Genomic DNA, 17320 nt, shown 5'->3' with positions numbered 1-17320 from the left:
CGGTGCGGGCTCCGGTTCCGTGCCCTGGGGCCCGGCTTCGGGGCGGTGCGGGCTCCGGTTCCGTGCCCTGGGGCCCGGCTTCGGGGCGGTGCGGGCTCCGGTTCCGTGCCCTGGGGCCCGGCTTCGGGGCGGTGCGGGCCCCGGTTGCGTGCCCCGGGGGCGCCGGTCCCCGTTCCGTCTTCCGCGGGGCCCCACCGGCCCCGGGTGAGTCCCGGTCGGTCGGCGGGACCGGGGTGCGGGCGGGGCGGGGTGGGGCGCGGGCGTCTCAGGGGCAGGTGGGGACCGCCCAGCCGGGTCGCGGGCGGGCCGGGCCCGGGAGCCGGGCAGCGGATGCGGACGGGTCGTCCGCGGGGCGTGGGCTCAGGGTCCGTCCCCGGGGCCGTCCAGGAGGTCGCGGGCCGCCGCCAGGTAGCCCGCCTGGAAGCGGCTCTCGGCGCCCAGGTCCTGGAAGAGGTCCGCGATGTGCTTGCGGCAGGTGCGCAGGGAGATGCCCAGCCGGCGGGCGATCACCTCGTCCTTGAGCCCCTTGCTGAGCAGGCGCAGGATGCCCTGGCGGAGGTCGTCCACGGCGACCGGGGCGTGCTCCGGTTCGCCGAACGGGACGGCGAGGTCCCAGGCCCGGTCGAAGGCGTCGACCAGGAACGCCACGGCGGCCGGTGAGCGCACCACCGCGGCTCCGCCCCGGCGCTGGTGGTGGGGGACGAAGGCGATCCGGCGGTCGAAGACGATCATCCGGCCGAACAGCTCGGTCATCGTCCGCACCTCCGCCCCGACCGTCGCGACCCGCTCCACGTAGGCCTGGGTGGGCGCGTGCCGACGGGCCGAGTGCTGGTAGAGCGTGCGCATCCGCACGCCCCGGGCGAGCAGCGCGGTGTCCCGGGCGACCGCCTGCTCCAGTTCCTCGGTCGGCCGCCCCCCGCCGGGCTGGCAGGTGATCATCTCGGTCTCGCACTCGGCGCTGGCCTGCTCGATGAGGGTGATCACGTCGCTCAGCCGGTCGACCACCTCGACGCCCTCGGCGGCCCCGGCCCCGGCCCCGTCGTCCGGTCGACTCGCGTAGACCGAGGCGAGCGCGTCCAGGGAGTCGCGGCGCGCGGTCAGTTCGAAGAGGCGTCGGCGCAGGTGGGATTCGGCACTGGCCATACGGGCGGCGGCCAGATGCGGATGGACGACGCGCCACGACGGGCCATAATTTCCGAAACCTTGAAGGTTCGCGGAGCCGTGGGCCTGATCGACGAGGTGGTATTCCTCCAGCGCTTCGATCGCGGTGTTCGCCACCGCCTCGTCGACGCCCAGTGCCGTCGCGGCTTCTTTCACCGTGAAAAAGGCCTGAGCAGCTCCCCAGCGATAAAGCCGTATGTGATCCGGCGCCAGTCGCTGAAGGAGCTGTGAAGGGTCGTTTTCCAGGATTTTGTCCAATTCTTCCCCCCTGCAGTTTCCTGTTCGCATCATCATGCGCGCCGGGGTCCCTGGACGGCCATGCGTGGCCGATTACAACATCGTGAAACAGGTCTGCCGTGCGGTGGGCCGGTCACGCAGCGTTCACAAATCGGGGGTCAGGTCCATGATGAAGTCCAGGTTTGCCGTTTTTCTCCTTCTTGTCGCCGCCGTGCTCACCGGCGGCGCGCACGCCGTCGCCGCGGATCCGGCGGGCGGCACGTCGAGCGTCGCGGTGTCCGGTCCGGGGGGATTCGACCTCCCGGCCGCGGTGACCCTCGGCGACAGCGGCTGGAGCTAGGAACCGGATCTCCCGGCACGGCCGGCGGAACAACGGAGAAATCGACATGAAACAGCTCGACGCCGTCCCGGCAATCGACGCAGAAAGCATCCGCCTGATCTTCGCCGACATCCTGGGCGGCGAAATAGACGACGACTCCTCTTTCCTCGCGCAGGGCGGCGACTCCTTCCACGCGGTACTCGTCGTCGAACGCATCGAAGAGCTCTGGGAAATCGAGGCCGACTTCACCGCCGTGCTCCGGTCGAGCCCCGCGGAGCTCGCGGAGGCGCTCCGCGCGGCGCGGCGTCCGTCATGACCCCTGCGCGCGCCTCGGTCGCCGTCGGCCCGGGGCGTCCCGTCCCGGCCGGCGCCACCGCCCACGAGGCGGTGCTGCGGCAGGCCGCCCGGTCCCCGCGGGCCACCGCCCTGCGCGGACCGGGCGGTGCCCGGCTGACCTACGCCGAACTGGTCGAGCGGGCCCGCGCCGTGCGGGACCTGCTGGTGGAGGCGGGGGTCACCCCCCGCACGCTCGTGCCGGTGCCGGCCACGGCCGGCGCGGAGTTCGTCGTCGCCGCGCTCGGCACGCTGCTGGCCGGCGCCGCCTACGCGGCCGTGGACCCCGCCTGGCCCGAGGAGCGGCTGCGCGGTGTCGTCGAGGACCTCGGCGCGCGGGTCGCGCTCGACGCGACCGGGCACCCGGGGGCCCCGCTCGCCGGCCGGCTCCCGGCCTCGGTGCGGATCCTGCGGCTGCCCGCCCCCGGCGTGCGGCCGGTCCGGTCCGCGGACGGCGACCGTGCGGGCACCGGTGCCGACGATCCCGCCTGCGTCTTCTTCACCTCCGGCTCGACCGGCCGCCCCAAGGGCGTGGTGCTGCCGCACCGGGCCTTCGTCCGCACCTTCGTCGACGGCGGGTACGCCGGCTTCGGCCCCGGCACCGTCATGCCGCTGCTCGCCGCGCCCTACTGGGACGCGGGCGCGCTGGAGACGTTCGGGCCCCTGATGAACGGCGGCGCCTGCGTCGTACCGGACGAGCCGCTGATCACCCCGGACGGGCTGCGCGCCCTCGTCGGCGAGCACGGCGTGAACACGCTGTGGCTGACCAGCTCCCTCGTCAACCTCGTCGTCGACGAGGACCCCGACGCCTTCGCCGGGGTCCGTCACCTGATGTGCGGCGGCGAGCGGCTGTCCCCGGCGCACATCGCGGTCCTCCTCGAGCGCCACCCCGGCCTGCGCGTCACCAACGGCTACGGCCCCGTCGAGTCCATGGTCTTCGTCAGCACGCACGACGTCCGTGCCGCCGACACCGCCGACCCGGCCGGCATCCCCGTCGGCCGCCCGGTGCGCGGCACCGTCCTCGCCGTCCTCGACCCCGCCACCCGGCGGCCCGTCGACCGCGGCACCGAGGGCGAGCTGTGGGTGGCCGGCGACGGGCTCGCCCTCGGCTACCTCGACCGGCCCGAGGAGGACGCCCGCCGCTTCGCCCGCGTCCAGCTGCCCGGAACCGGCACCGCACGGGCGTACGCCACCGGCGACCGGGTCCGCATGGACGACGAGGGCCGGCTGTCCTACGTCGGCCGCGCCGACCGCCAGTTCAAGATCCGCGGCCACCGGGTGGAACCCGGCGAGGTGGAGCGCCGCGTCGCCGCCCTCCCGGGCGTCCGGCACGCCTTCCTCGTACCGCTGCGCGACGCGCACGCCACGGTCACCGGGACGGTGTGCGCCTACGCGAGCGAGGACGGCACGCCGCTGCCCGAGGACACCCTGCGGCGGGCCGCGGCGGCCGCCCTGCCGGCGTACCTGCGGCCCGAGCGCTTCCTGCACCTGCACCCCGTGCCGCTGGGGCCGACCGGGAAGGCGGACCTGCGGGCCGTGGAGGCCTGGGTGGAGGAGCGGACCGCGGACGCCGAGCCGTCCGCCGGCCACGACGACCCGCCCGCCACCCCCGCCCTGCGCGAGGTCCGCGCCGTCCTCGACCGCCCCGCACTGGGCGCGGGGACGGACCTGCTGACGGCCGGGGCCGGCTCGCTGCACGTGCTGCGGATCGCCGCCCGGCTCTCCCGGCTGCTCGGCGCGCGGCTGTCGGCCCGCGACGTCTACGACCACCCGACCGTGTCCGCGCTCGAGGCACTCGCGACGCGGCGGCGGGCCGCGCGGACCCCGGATCCCGGGGCCGACGCCCCCGCGGACCCCCCGTCCGACGAGCTCTCCCCGGGCGAACGCCGCTTCTGGCTGGCCTCACGGCTCGCCCCCGGCGCCCCCGGCCACATCGCGGTCAGCCGGATCTCGCTGACCGGCGGCCTGGACACCGGCCGGCTCCGGCACGCCCTGACGGCGGTCGCCGCCGCACACCCGGCGCTGCGGACCGCCTTCCCCCGGCGGGACGGCCGGCCGCGCCGGACGGTGGCGGCCGTCCCGGCCCCGCCGCCGCTGCTCACCGCCGCCGCCCCCGCGCCGGACTGGGACCGCACCCCGGTCCCCGCCCCGGCCGAGAGCGCCCTGACCCGCGAACTCACCGCCCTCGTGCAGGACCTGGACACGGGCCCGCTGCTCGCCGCGGGCGTCCTGACCGCCGGCCCCGACCGGCACCTGCTCCTCCTCGCCGTGCACCACATCGTCTACGACGGCCGCTCCGAGGAGGTCCTGGTCGCCGACCTCGCCGCCGCCTACGACGGCCGCGCCCCGGCCCCGGCCCCCGCCCCGCCCGCGGGCGGGGAACGCCCCGGCGCCGAGGAGGCGCGCGCGTTCTGGCGCGGCCGGCTCGACGGGCTGACCGCGCCCGGCTGGCCCGGCGGGGCCGTGCTCGCGATGCGGGAGCTGTGGACCCGGCCCCTCGTCGCGCACCACCTCGACCTGGGCGCCCGGACCACGTCCGCCCTGCGCGCGTCGGCCGCGCGGGCACGGCACCCGGTGCTCGTGCCGCTGCTCGCCGCCTGGTGGCGGGCGCTGGCCAAGGTCACCGGACAGGGCGACCTCGCGATCGGCACGATCGTCGAGGACCGCGCACCCGCCCACGAGCGCACCGTCGGCTACTTCGCCAACGGCCTGCCCGTGCGCGTCGCCGCCGACCCCGCCCTGCCCGCCCCGGAACTGCTCGCGCTGGTCCGGGAACGGCTCCTGGAGGTCCTCGCGCACACCGCGCTCGGCACCGACGAGGTCGCCGCGCTCGCCCCCCGCCCGCCGGCCGGCCGCGCCCCGCTCTACCAGAACCTGCTGGTGCTGCAACGCGTGGCCGCTCCCGCCGGGGCCGGCGCCCTGCGCCTCACCCCCCTGCCCGCCCCCGCCCTCGGCCCCCAGGCCGAGCTGTGCTGCGAACTGTGGGACGACGGCCACACGTTCACCGGCGCCCTCACCGCCCCCGAGGGCCTCCTGGACCCGGCGTCCCTCGCGGAGACGGCGGCCCTGTTCACGACGGGGCTGACCGATCTCCTCGACCAGCCCGCGGTCCCCGCCCGGCCCCTCAGACGCGTACCCGAGGATCACACATGACCGACCACGCCACGCCGCTCTCCTGGACCCAGGAGCGGATCTGGTTCGAGGAGCAGCTGCGTCCGGGCGACACGGCCTACCACATGCCGGTGACCCTGCGCGTGCGCGGACCGCTCGACACGGCCGCGCTGGAACGCGCCGTGGCCGCCCTCGTGGCCCGGCACGACGCCCTGCGCACGGTGTTCACCACCGTCGACGGCGAGCCCCGCCAGCACGTCCTCGCCGAGGCGTCCGTCCCCGTCCGCACCCAGGACGTGCGGGCGCTCGCCGACCCGCGGGAGGCGGCCCTGGCGGCCGTGCGGCGGGCCGGGCGCGAGCCCTTCGACCTGGCGCACGGGCCGCTGCTGCGGGTGCTGGCCGTGCGGTACGCCGACGACGCCCACCTGGTGACGGTGACGGCCCACCACCTCGTCGCGGACGGCCACTCGTTCGCGATCCTCTTCGACGAGCTGTCCCGGCTGTACGCCGACCCGGACGCCGCGCTGAAGCCGTTGCGCCGGGGCTTCGCCGAGGCGGTGCGCGCCGAGCGCGCGGAACTCGGCGAGGAGACCGCGGACGAGCTGGTGGCCTGGTGGCGCCGGCACCTCGACGGGGTGCCGCGGGTGCTGGAGCTGCCCGCCGACCGGCCCCGGCCCGCCGTCCGCGGCCACCGCGGCGAGAGCCGCCGGCTGGAGCTGGACGCGCGGTCCGGGCGGGCCGTGCGCGAACTGGCCCGCGCCCACGAGGCGACGCCGTTCATGGCGCTGCTCGCGGCGTTCGCGGTGGTGCTCGCGCGGCACACCGGGCAGGAGCGGATGATCGTCGGCACCCCGGCGTCCACCCGGGGCGCGGGCAGCCGCGACCTCGTGGGCTGCTTCCTCACCACCCTGCCCGTGAAGGTGGACGCGGCCGGCGACCCGGCCTTCGCCGAGCTCCTGGGCCGGGTCCGCCGGGACGCCCTGGAGGCCTTCGCCCGGCAGCGGGTGCCGTTCGGCCGGCTCGTCGCCGACCTCGCCCCGGAGCGGGACCTGTCCCGGGGCCGGCTCGTGCAGGTCTTCTTCAACATGCTGCCGCCCGCCGTGACGCCGGAACTGAGCGGCTGCACGGTGGAGCAGCTGCCGTTCGGGGACATCGACAACAAGTTCGACCTCACGCTGTACGCCGGCGGCGGCGCCGACGGCGGCTTCACGCTGGAGGCCGTGTACGACGCCGGGCTGTACGACGGCGTCCGCGTCGACGACCTGCTGCACCAGCTGCGCGCCGTCCTCGCCCAGGCGGCCGCCGACCCCGCCCGCCCGGTCTCCGCCTTCGACCTGGCGACCGACCGCACGGCGGCCCTGCGCCCCGACCCCACCGCGGTCCTGGAGCCCGTCGCGTCCGAGTCGCTCGCCGACCGTCTCGCCCGGCACGCCGCGGCCGCCCCGGACGCGCCCGCGCTGGTCTCCGGCACGCGCGTGTGGACGTACGCCGACGTCGACCGCGTCACCGGCCGGCTGGCCCGGCTGCTGCACGCGCGCGGCGTCCGGCCCGGCGACGTGCTCGCGCTGCACGCCGAGCGCCACCCGGCCGTCGTCCTCGGCGTCCTCGCCGCCGTCAAGGCGGGCGCGGTCTTCTCGGTGCTGGACGCGCAGTACCCCGAGGACGCCCTGCGGGAGCGCGCCGAGTCCCTCGCGCCCCGGGCCTGGGTCAGCTGTGCCCCCGGCCGCCCGCTGCCCGGCTTCGTCACCGGCCCGGCCCTGCGCATCGAGCCCGGCGAGGCCCTGGACCGCGCCCTGGCCGGCCTGCCCGACGGCGCCCCCGCGTCCCCGGGCCCCGACGACCCCGCCTACGTGGCCTTCACCTCCGGCACCACCGGCCGGCCCCGCCGGGTCGTCGGCACCCACCGTCCGCTCACCCACTTCCTCGACTGGTACACCCGCCGCTTCGGCCTCGGCCCCGCCGACCGCTTCGCCGCCCTGTCGGGCCTCGGCCACGACCCGTTCCTGCGGGACGTCCTCGCCCCGCTGTGGGCGGGCGGCGCGGCGGTCTTCCCCGGCGCGGACGTCCGGGACACCGCGGCCGTCGCCGCCTGGCTCACCGCCGCCGCCCCGACGGTCGCCCACCTGACCCCGGCGCTGGCCCGCGCCCTGGCCGACCGGGCGGGCGCCGGACGGGCGGGGGAGGCCCCGTTCCCGGCCCTGCGCCTGATCGGCTTCGGCGGGGACGTCCTCACCGGCCGCACCCTGCGCACCTGGGCCCGGCTCGCCCCGCACGCCGACCTGCTCAACCTCTACGGCGCCACCGAGACCCCGCAGGCGGTCTCCGTGCACCTCGCCCACCGGGCCGGCGCGTCCGCCGACGCGATCCCCGCCGGGCCGGTCCCGCTCGGGCCCGGCATCGACGGGGTCCAGCTCCTCGTCCTGGCGGGCGACCGGCCGGCCGGCGTCGGGGAGATCGGGGAACTGGTCGTGCGCACGCCGTACCTGGCGGCCTACGCGGAGGACGGCGAGGGCGGCGGCTACCGGCCGGACCCGTTCTCCGGACGGCCCGGCGACCGGGTCTACCGGACCGGGGACCGGGCCCGGCCGCGGCCCGACGGGCTCGTGGAGTACCTCGGCCGGGGCGACCGGCAGATCAAGGTGCGCGGCTTCCGCGTGGAGCCCGCCGAGACCGAGGCCGTGCTCGACACGCTGGACGGGGTTGCGCAGAGCGCCGTCCTCGCCGTGCCGGACGGGGACGGCGGCCACCGGCTCGTCGCGTACCTCGCCACCGGCCACGGCCGGCCCGACCTCTCCCGGGTCCGCGCCGCGCTGGCCCGGCGGCTGCCCGACCACCTGGTGCCCTCCTCCTACGTCGTCCTCGACGCGCTGCCGCTGACCGCGAACCGCAAGGTGGACCGGGCCGCGCTGCTCGCCCTGGAGCACCGGGCGGAGGTCGCGACCGGCGCGTACGTCGCGCCGCGCGGCCCCGTGCAGGAGCGGCTCGCACAGCAGTGGCGCGAGCTGCTGCGGCGCGACCGCGTGGGCGCCACCGACGACTTCTTCGCGCTCGGCGGCCACTCGCTGCTGCTGACCCGGCTCCTGGCCCGGGTGCGGCGGGAGTTCCCCGGCCCGGCGGCCGAACGGCTCACCCTGCAGGACCTGTTCGCCCGCCCGACTGTCGCCGCGCTCGCCGCGCTGCTGACCGACCCGGCGTCCGCCGCCGGGGCGCGCCCGGACGCCCCGCCGGCGGACGCCCCGCGCACCGGCATCCCGCGCACGGACCCCGCCGAGCCCGCCCCGCTGTCCTGGACGCAGGAACGGCTCTGGCTGGAGGAGCAGTTGCGGCCCGGCGACGCGGCCTACAACATGCCCGTCGTGCTGCGGCTGCGCGGCCCGCTGGACGCGGCCGCGCTGCAACGGGCCGTGGACACCGTGCTGGACCGGCACTCCGTCCTGCGGACCGTCTTCGAGACCGCCGGGGACGGCACCCCGCGCCAGCGGGCCGTCGACCTCGCCGACGCCCGGGTCCTCGTGCGCGTCACCGACCTGTCGGACCGGCCGGACCCGCGGGCGGCGGCCGTCGCCGCCGCCATGGACAGCGTCAAGGAGCCCTTCGACCCGGCCCGCGGACCGCTGCTGCGCGTCGCGCTGCTGCGGATCGCCGACGGCGACCACGTCCTCGCGCTCACCGTGCACCACATCGTCTTCGACGGCTGGTCGTTCGGGGTGCTGCTGCGCGAACTGTCCGCCGCCTACACGGGCGGGGAACTCCCGCGGCCGGAACTCCAGTTCGCCGACGTCGCCCGCTGGGAGCGGGCCGAGCTGGACGGGCCCGCGCTCGACCGGCTCGTCGACTGGTGGCGCGGCCACCTCGACGGCGTGCCCCGGGTGCTGGAACTGCCCACGGACCGGCCCCGCCCGGCGGTGAGCGCCCACCGGGGCGCCCGGCGCCGGCTGACCGTGGACGCCGCCACCGCCGCCGCCCTGCGCGAGCTGGCCCGCGAGCACGGCTCCACCCTGTTCATGGTCCTGCTGGCGGCCTACGGCGTCGTCCTGTCCCGCTGGAGCGGCCAGGAGCGGCTGCTCGTCGGCACGCCGGTGGCCAACCGGCCGCGCGCCGAGTTCGAGGACCTGCCCGGCTGCTTCCTCAACACCCTGCCGCTCCGCGTCGACCTGCACGGCGACCCGGACTTCGGCACGCTGCTGGGCCGGGTGCGGGACACCGCGCTGGAGGCGTTCGCGCACCAGCGCGTGCCGTTCGGCCGGCTGGTGACGGGGCTCGCCCCGGAACGCGACCTGTCCCGCAGCCCGCTGGTGCAGGTGCTGTTCGCCCTGCAGAACGTCGAGCTGGGCACGCTCGACGTGCCGGGCGTGACCGGCGAGTACGTCGACGTGTCCGCCGCCAACAGCCAGTTCGACCTGAACCTGCGGATGATCGACACCGGGCGCGAGCTGGTCGGCTGGCTCGACCACGACGTGGAGCTGTTCGACGAGGCCACCGTCGAGCGGTTCGTCGAGCACTTCACCAACGTGCTGACCGCCGTCGCCGCCGACCCCGCGGCCGTCGTCCCGCTCGTCGACCCGCTCGGGGCCGACGAGCGCGCCCGGCTCCTGGACGTCTGGAACGACACCCGCGTCGACTGGCCCGACGGCGACACCCTCACCGGCCTGCTCGCCGAGGCGGCCGGCCGGCACGCCGACGCGGTCGCCGTCCGGTTCGCCGGCCGCGAGCTGACGTACGCCGAGCTGCACCGGCGCGCCAACCGGCTCGCGCACCGGCTGCGGGAGCTGGGCGTCGGCCCGGACACCGTCGTCGGCGTCCACCTGGAGCGCTCCGCGGAGCTGATGGTGGCCCTGCTCGCCGTGCTGAAGGCGGGCGGCGCCTATCTGCCGCTGGACACCGGGTATCCGCACGAGCGGCTGGCGTTCATGCTCGCCGACGCCGGTGCGCCGGTGCTCCTCACGCACCCCGGGGGCGGTGCGGAGCTCGCCGCCGACGGGCTGACGGTCGTGGCCGTCGACGAGCACGCCGGGGACGGCCGGCCCGACACCGCGCCCGAACCGGCCGCGGGCCCCGGCCACCTGGCGTACGTCATCTACACCTCCGGCTCCACCGGCCGCCCCAAGGGCGTGCAGGTGCCGCACCGGGGCATCGTCAACCGGCTGCGGTGGATGCAGGACGCGTACGGGCTGACCGGCGCGGACACCGTGCTCCAGAAGACACCGATCAGCTTCGACGTGTCGGTGTGGGAGCTGTTCTGGCCGCTGCTGACCGGCGCCCGCATGGTGCTGGCCGCCCCCGGCGGGCACCGCGATCCCGGGCACATCGCCGACCTGGTGCGCGACGAGCGGGTGACCGTCTGCCACTTCGTGCCGCCGATGCTGGACACGTTCCTCGGCGCGGGCCGCGCCGGCGACTGCGGCGCGCTGCGCCTGGTGGTGTGCAGCGGCGAGGCGCTCCCCGCCGACCTGGCGCGCCGCTTCCACCGCGCGCTGCCCCAGGCCGCCCTGGAGAACCTGTACGGCCCCACGGAGGCGTCCGTCGACGTCACCCGCTGGTCGTGCCGCCCCGACCGGACCGGCCCGGCGCTGCCCATCGGCGCCCCCATCGCCAACACCCGCACCTACGTCCTCGACGCCCGCCTCCAGCCCGCCCCCATCGGCGTGCCGGGCGAGCTGTACCTGGGCGGCGTGCAGCTGGCCCGCGGCTACGGCGGCCGGCCCGGACTGACCGCCGACCGCTTCGTGCCCGACCCGTTCGGCCCGCCCGGCGCCCGTCTGTACCGCACCGGGGACGTGGCCCGCTGGAACGCCGAGGGCCACATCGAGTACCTCGGCCGGTCCGACCACCAGGTCAAGGTGCGGGGCTTCCGCATCGAGCTCGGCGAGATCGAGGCCGCGCTGCTCGCCCTGGACGGTGTCGGCCAGGCGGTGACCGTCGTCCGCGAGGACCGGCCGGGGGACCGGCGGCTCGTCGCCTACCTGACGGCGGACCCGGCGGCGGGTTCCGCGCCGCCCGTGGGCGCCCTGCGGTCCGCCCTCGCCGAGCGGCTCCCCGAACACATGGTGCCCGGCGCCTTCGTCGTCCTGGACGCGCTGCCGCTGAGCCCGAACGGCAAGGTCGACCGCAAGGCCCTGCCCGTCCCCGACCGCACCGGCGGCACCACGGTGCCCTTCACGGCCCCGGCGACCGCCGGGGAGGAACTGCTGGCCGGGCTGTGGACGCAGGTGCTCGGGCTGGAGCGGGTCGGGACGCGGGACGACTTCTTCGAGATCGGCGGCGACTCGATGCACGCCGTGCGGATCGTGGGCCTCGCCCGCGACGCCGGACACGAGATCCCGCTCCAGCAGCTGTTCACCAGCCGGACCGTCGAGGCCCTCGCCCGGTGGCTGGCCGACCGCACCGACAGCGGGCCCGCGCGGCAGGAGGTCGCCGCCTTCGGCCTGCTGTCACCGGAGGACCTGGCCCGCCTCAGGTCCTGACCGACTCCCGGACCGAGTCCGCGCCCGCCCCCCCTCGACGCCCCACGCACCCGGAGGACACCCCGTGCCGTCCCACGACGACATCATCGACGCCTATCCGCTGACCCTGCTCCAGTCCGGCATGCTCTTCCACAGCCACGCCGACGGCGACACCCCCACCTACCATGACATCTCCGCCATCCGCCTGTCCGGCCGCTTCGACGAGGACGCGCTGCGCGCCACGCTCGCCGGGGTGGTCGAGCGCTCCGACATCCTGCGCAGCTCCTTCGACCTGACCCGCTTCAGCAAGCCCATGCAGCTGGTGCACGCGTCGGTGGAGACCCCGCTGACCGTCGAGGACCTGCGCGGCCTGGACGAGGACGAGCAGCGGCGGCGGGTGGCGGAGTGGACGGAGCGGGAGAAGGCCACGCCGTTCGTGCTGACCCGGGCCCCGCTGCTCACCCTGCACGTGCACGTCTTCGCCGACGACGACTTCCAGCTCAACCTGAGCTTCCACCACGCGGTCCTGGACGGCTGGAGCCTGTCCCTGGTCACCTCCCAGCTGATCACCGGCTACGACGCCCGGCTCGCCGGCCGTCCCGAACCGGCGACCGCCCCGGTGACCCGGTTCCGCGACTACCTGGCCCTGGAACAGGAGGCGCTGGCGAGCGAGGAGTCCCGCGCCTACTGGGCGGACGTCCTGGAGGACACCTCCTTCACCGGCCTGCCCCGCCGCGAGGACCCGGCGCTCGCCCCCGTCCGCGAGGCCCGGGTGCACGAGGTGCCGCTGCCCGCGGGGCTCGGGGAGAAGCTGCGGGCGGTCGCCGCCGAGGCGCGGGTGCCGGTGAAGTCGGTCATGTTCGCCTCCCACGCGCGCGTGCTGTCGCTGCTGTCCGGCCGCCGCCGCGTGGTCACCGGCCTGGTCGCCAACGGCCGCCCGGAGACCGCCGACGGCGACCAGGTCGTCGGCCTGTTCCTGAACACCCTCCCGCTCGTCGTCGACGTCACCGCCACCAGCTGGCTGGAGCTGGCCCGCCGGGTGCACGCGGCCGAGAGCGGCGCCCTGCCGCACCGCCGCTACCCGATGGCGCAGATGCTCCAGGACCTGCGCCGCCCGCAGTTCTTCGAGACGGTCGTCGACCACCGCAGCTTCCGCAGCTACGACATGACGCTCGACCACCTCGCCGTCACCGGCGGCGAGTTCTTCGAGCAGACCAACTTCCCCTTCACCGCCAACTTCGGCACCGACCCGGTCACCGGCGAGGTCCGGCTGCGCGTCAACTACGACGCCGCCCGATTCACCGACGCCTGGATCACCGCCGTCGGCGGCCACTACGCGGACGCGCTCGCCGCGCTCGTCACCGACCCGCACGCCGCCGTGCACGCCACCCCGCTGCTCGCCGCCGCCGACCTCGACCGGCTGTTCACCGAGTGGAACGACACCCGGGCCGGCTGGGACCTCGACCGCACCCTGCCCGAGCTGCTCGCCGAACGCGCCGCGAAGCACCCCGACCGCACCGCCGTCCGCTTCGGCGACACCGCGCTCACCTACGGCGAGTTCAACGCCTGGGCCAACCGCCTCGCCCACGAGCTGCGCGACCTCGGCGTCGGCCCCGACACCCTGGTCGGCGTCCACCTGGAGCGCTCCGCGGAACTGATCGTCGCCCTGGCCGCCGTGCTCAAGGCGGGCGGCGCCTACGTGCCGCTGGACCCCGGCTACCCGCGCGAGCGCCTGGAGTACATGCTCGACGACGCGCGCGTGCCGGTGCTGCTGAACGGCGCCGGGCTCACCGCGCCCGCCACCCCCGAGGGCACGACCGTCATCGAGGTCGACCGCTCGGCCGCCGCCGGCCGGCCCGGGACCGACCCGCTGCCGACGGCGGGCCCCGGGCACCTGGCGTACACGATCTACACCTCGGGCTCCACCGGCCGCCCCAAGGGCGTGCAGATCCCGCACCGGGCCCTGCTCAACCTGCTGTACTCCTTCGGCCGCGACCTCCGGCTCACCGAGGACGACCGGCTGCTGGCGGTCACCTCGCTGTCGTTCGACATCGCCGGCCTGGAGGTGTACCTGCCGCTGCTGACCGGCGCCGAGCTGATCGTGGCGCCCGACATCGCGGTCGACGGGCCCCGGCTGAAGGAGGCCGTGGAGCGGTCCGGCGCGACCGTCGTCCAGGCCACGCCGTCCAGCTGGCGGCTGCTGGTCGAGGCCGGGCTCGGCGCGGACGAGCGGCTGCGGGTGGTCTCCGGCGGCGAGGCGCTGCCCGAGGACCTCGCCCGGGAGCTCACCGCCCGCTTCCCCGTCGTGTGGAACGCCTACGGCCCCACCGAGACCACCATCTGGTCCTGCCTGGACCGGGTGCTGCCCGAGGAGCCCGTCACCCTCGGCCGTCCCATCGCCAACACCCGCGTGTACGTCCTCGACGAGGCCTTCGCGCCCGTCCCCGAGGGCGTCCCCGGCGACCTCTACCTCGCCGGCGACGGCCTGGCCCGCGGCTACTCGCGCCGCGGCGACCTGACCGCCGACCGCTTCGTGCCCGACCCGTACGCGGGGGAGGCGGGCGCCCGCATGTACCGCACCGGTGACGTGGCGCGGTGGCTGCCCGACGGGCGGCTGGAGTTCCTGGGGCGCTCCGACCACCAGGTGAAGGTGCGCGGCTTCCGCATCGAACTCGGCGAGATCGAGAACGTGCTGGCACGCCACCCCGACGTGGGCCGGGTCGTCGTGACGGCCCGCAACGACCAGCCCGGCGACGCCCGCCTCGCCGCCTACCTCACGCCGGAGGGGGACACCGCGCCGAGCGCCGCCGACCTGCGGGCCCTGGCCGCCGGGGCGCTGCCCGAGTACATGGTGCCCAGCGCCTTCGTCGTCCTCGACGCCTTCCCGCTCACCCCGAACGGCAAGGTCGACCGGCTCGCCCTGCCCGCCCCCGGCCGCGAGGAGACCACCGCCGGCGCGTTCGTCGCCCCGCGCACCCCCATCGAGGAGGCGCTCGCCGCGATCTGGCAGGACGTCCTCGGCGTCGAGAAGGTCGGCGTCACCGACGCCTTCCTGGCGCTGGGCGGCAACTCCATCTCCGCGCTGCGGGTCGTCATGCGGCTGCCCGAGATCACCGACGTCGAGGTGCCCGTCGCCGCGCTGTTCGAGGGCGGCACCGTCGAGAAGCTCGCCGCGATCGTCAGCGGCGAACGGGAGCAGGCCGCCTCCACGCTCGTGCCGCTGCGCTCCACCGGCACCGAGGCGCCCTTCTTCCTGGTGCACCCGCTGGGCGGCAGCGTCTTCTGCTACAGCGAACTCGTCGACGTCCTCGACCCCGAACGCCCGCTGTACGCCTTCCAGGCCCCCGAGTACGCGGGCCCCGACGTGCCCCGCCCGGACAGCGTCGAGGAGATCGCCCGGCTGTACCTGTCCGAGGTGCGCGCCGTCCAGCCCGAGGGCCCGTACCACCTGGGCGGCTGGTGCATGGGCGGCATGGTCTCCTACGAGATGGCCCGTCAGCTGGAGGCCGCCGGCGAGGAGGTCGCCATGCTGACGATCATCAGCGCCAGCATCGACGACCCGGTCCCGCCGCGCTACGCCACCAGCGAGTCCGCCGCGATCCTCGGCGCCTTCGCCGGCCGGCTCGACGTCACCGAGGCCGAGCTGGAGGCCCTCGACCCCGAGGCCCGCCTGGAACACGTCGTGCGGCTCACCCAGGGCACCGGGCACGAGCGCGCCGACGCCCGCTCGGTGGAGGACCTGCGCCGCCTGGTGCAGCTCTACACCCGGCACGCCCGCGCCCTGCTCGCCTACCGGGACGCCCCGCGCGAACCGCTGCGCGGCGACGCGGTGCTGATCCGCGCCGAGACCGAGCTGTTCGAGGGCTGGCACATGGGCTGGCAGCCGCGCGTCGGCGGCACCCTCCTGGTCGACGAGTCGCCCGGCAACCACTTCAGCATGCTCGAACAGCCCCACGTCCCCGAGGTCGCGCGCCGCCTGCAGGACGCGGCCGCCGGGCGTCCCCGCGGCGTCCCCGCCCACTGATGACCCCCGATCCCCCTTCTCGTAGGAGCACTTCATGACGGACGCCACGACGGGCACCGCCACCGTCGGGGAGGACGACGCGCCGCCCGTCCCCAGCGTGTGGCGCAACGCCGACTTCACCCGGCTGTGGACGGGGCAGACCGCCTCCCTGTTCGCCGCGCAGGTCAGCGAACTCGCCCTGCCGCTGGTCGCGGTGCTGGCCCTGGCCGCCACCTCCGAGCAGGTCGGCCTGCTCACCTCGGTGGTCAAACTGCCGTACCTGCTCGTCTCGCTGTTCGCGGGCGTGCTCGTGGACCGGGTCCGGCGCAAGAACATCCTCATCGCCACCGACCTGGGCCGGGCGCTCGTGCTGTCCGTCGTGCCCGTCCTGTACTGGACGGACCGGCTCGGCATCAGCTGGCTGTACGTCCTCGGGTTCTTCGCCGGCTGCGGCAGCGTGCTCTTCGACGTGGCCGGGCAGGCCTACCTGCCGCGGATCGTGGAGCGCGACCAGCTCACCCGCGGCAACTCGGCGCTGGGCGCCAGCCAGTCCGCCGCCACCATCGGCGGCCCCGCGCTCGGCGGTGTGCTGGTGCAGTGGCTGACCGCGCCGGTCGCGGTGCTGGCCGGCGCCGTGTCCTACCTGGTGTCCGCGGTGACCATCGCCGGCATCCGGCACAAGGAGGACCGGCTCGAGCAGGCGGCCGGGGCCACGCCCGCGGGGACGCTGCGCGAGGTGTGGGCGGGCCTGAGGTTCGTCTTCGGCAACGAGCCGCTGCGCGCCATGACCGTCATGGCGTCGATCTTCAACCTGTCGTTCACCGCGCTGGAGGTCGCCTTCCTCCAGTTCATGCCGCGCACCCTGGGCCTGTCGGCGGGCGAGATCGGCCTGGTGATGGCGGCCCTGGGCCCCGGCTTCCTGGTGGGCGCCGCCTTCGCGGGCCGGCTGCCGCAGCGGTTCGGCTACGGGCGCACCATGCTGGCCACGGCCTCGGTCGCCAACCTGGTGATGCTGGGACTCTCCGCCGTGCACGGCTCCGGCCCGCTCGCCGTCGGCACGCTGATGCTGATCAACTTCCTGTTCGCGTCGTTCGGCGTCGCCAACAACGTCACCGTGCTCAGCATCCGGCAGACCCTGACCCCCGACACCCTCCAGGGCCGGGTCGCCGCCACCAACCGCTTCGTCGCCATGGGCATCGCCCCGCTCGGCGCCCTCGCCGGCGGCTTCCTCGGCGGCGCCCTCGGACTGCGCACCACGGTCCTCGTCACCGCGATCGGCCTGTCCTCGGCGCTGGTCCCGCTCGGCCTGTCCTCGCTGGCCCGGATCAGGTACGAGCTCCCGCCCCGGATCGAGGAACCGCGGGAGGACGAGCGGCCGGGCCCGGTGCCGCCGGTGCCCCCCACGCCGACGGCGCAGAGCCCGGCGACCGACGAGCCGGCCACCGAGAGGCCGGCCGCCCCGAACAACGAGAGCGAGGACCTCTGATGTCCCAGCCGCACGGCACCCACGAGAGCACCGGCACCGACCCGCTGCACACCGTCGTCGTCAACCACGAGGAGCAGTACTCGGTGTGGCCGTCCCTCCTCCCGCTCCCGGACGGCTGGCGCGCCACCGGCTTCGAGGGCACCCGGGCCGCCTGCCTGGAGCACATCGAGACCGTCTGGACCGACCTGCGCCCGCTCAGCCTGCGCTGACCGACACCGACGACCGCC

General features: G+C 76.1%; 9 protein-coding genes. 8 read left to right on the top strand and 1 reads right to left on the bottom strand.

The window, feature by feature from the left end; genetic code table 11:
• Nucleotides 1-360: 360 nt before the first annotated feature.
• Nucleotides 361-1143, bottom strand: coding sequence for a LuxR C-terminal-related transcriptional regulator (locus ACH4F6_RS22005; RefSeq protein ID WP_397961969.1), 783 nt, complete (start codon nt 1141-1143; stop codon nt 361-363).
• A gap of 78 nt (nt 1144-1221) precedes the next feature.
• Between ACH4F6_RS22005 and ACH4F6_RS22000 the strand changes: the two genes are divergently transcribed.
• The 8 genes from ACH4F6_RS22000 to ACH4F6_RS21965 all read left to right on the top strand — a co-directional run bounded on the left by ACH4F6_RS22000 (nt 1222) and on the right by ACH4F6_RS21965 (nt 17302).
• Nucleotides 1222-1392: a hypothetical protein gene (locus ACH4F6_RS22000; protein ID WP_397961968.1), complete on the top strand. Its 171-nt coding sequence runs from the start codon at nt 1222-1224 to the stop codon at nt 1390-1392.
• Nucleotides 1393-1483: 91 nt separating this feature from the next.
• On the top strand, nt 1484-1738 hold the full coding sequence (locus ACH4F6_RS21995) for a hypothetical protein (protein ID WP_397961967.1): 255 nt from the start codon (nt 1484-1486) through the stop codon (nt 1736-1738).
• Nucleotides 1739-1784: 46 nt separating this feature from the next.
• Entirely contained in the window at nt 1785-2033 is a 249-nt protein-coding gene (locus ACH4F6_RS21990; protein ID WP_397961966.1) for an acyl carrier protein, read from the top strand.
• Nucleotides 2030-5203, top strand: coding sequence for an amino acid adenylation domain-containing protein (locus ACH4F6_RS21985; RefSeq protein WP_397961965.1), 3174 nt, complete (start codon nt 2030-2032; stop codon nt 5201-5203). The genes ACH4F6_RS21990 and ACH4F6_RS21985 overlap by 4 nt, the downstream gene beginning before the upstream one ends.
• Nucleotides 5200-11625, top strand: a complete 6426-nt coding sequence (locus tag ACH4F6_RS21980; RefSeq protein WP_397961964.1) for an amino acid adenylation domain-containing protein — start codon at nt 5200-5202, stop codon at nt 11623-11625. The genes ACH4F6_RS21985 and ACH4F6_RS21980 overlap by 4 nt, the downstream gene beginning before the upstream one ends.
• Nucleotides 11626-11689: 64 nt before the next feature.
• Nucleotides 11690-15628, top strand: coding sequence for an amino acid adenylation domain-containing protein (locus ACH4F6_RS21975; protein ID WP_397961963.1), 3939 nt, complete (start codon nt 11690-11692; stop codon nt 15626-15628).
• Nucleotides 15629-15662: 34 nt separating this feature from the next.
• The gene (locus tag ACH4F6_RS21970) at nt 15663-17093 is read left to right on the top strand and encodes an MFS transporter (protein WP_397961962.1); all 1431 of its coding nucleotides are present in this window, start codon (nt 15663-15665) and stop codon (nt 17091-17093) included.
• Nucleotides 17093-17302, top strand: coding sequence for an MbtH family protein (locus ACH4F6_RS21965; protein WP_397961961.1), 210 nt, complete (start codon nt 17093-17095; stop codon nt 17300-17302). Before ACH4F6_RS21970 ends, ACH4F6_RS21965 begins: the two co-directional genes overlap by 1 nt.
• Nucleotides 17303-17320: the final 18 nt, after the last annotated feature.

The sequence above is a fragment of the Streptomyces sp. NPDC017936 genome (assembly GCF_044328485.1).
Classification (GTDB): domain Bacteria; phylum Actinomycetota; class Actinomycetes; order Streptomycetales; family Streptomycetaceae; genus Streptomyces.
This window is presented reverse-complemented; position numbering and strand designations above follow the sequence as displayed.

Coding starts and splice junctions, on each gene's coding strand:
- ACH4F6_RS22005 (WP_397961969.1), bottom strand. CDS start 1,143: ATGGCCAGTGCCGAATCCCACCTGCGCCGACGCCTCTTCGAACTGACC.
- ACH4F6_RS21985 (WP_397961965.1), top strand. CDS start 2,030: ATGACCCCTGCGCGCGCCTCGGTCGCCGTCGGCCCGGGGCGTCCCGTC.
- ACH4F6_RS21990 (WP_397961966.1), top strand. CDS start 1,785: ATGAAACAGCTCGACGCCGTCCCGGCAATCGACGCAGAAAGCATCCGC.
- ACH4F6_RS21965 (WP_397961961.1), top strand. CDS start 17,093: ATGTCCCAGCCGCACGGCACCCACGAGAGCACCGGCACCGACCCGCTG.
- ACH4F6_RS21970 (WP_397961962.1), top strand. CDS start 15,663: ATGACGGACGCCACGACGGGCACCGCCACCGTCGGGGAGGACGACGCG.
- ACH4F6_RS21980 (WP_397961964.1), top strand. CDS start 5,200: ATGACCGACCACGCCACGCCGCTCTCCTGGACCCAGGAGCGGATCTGG.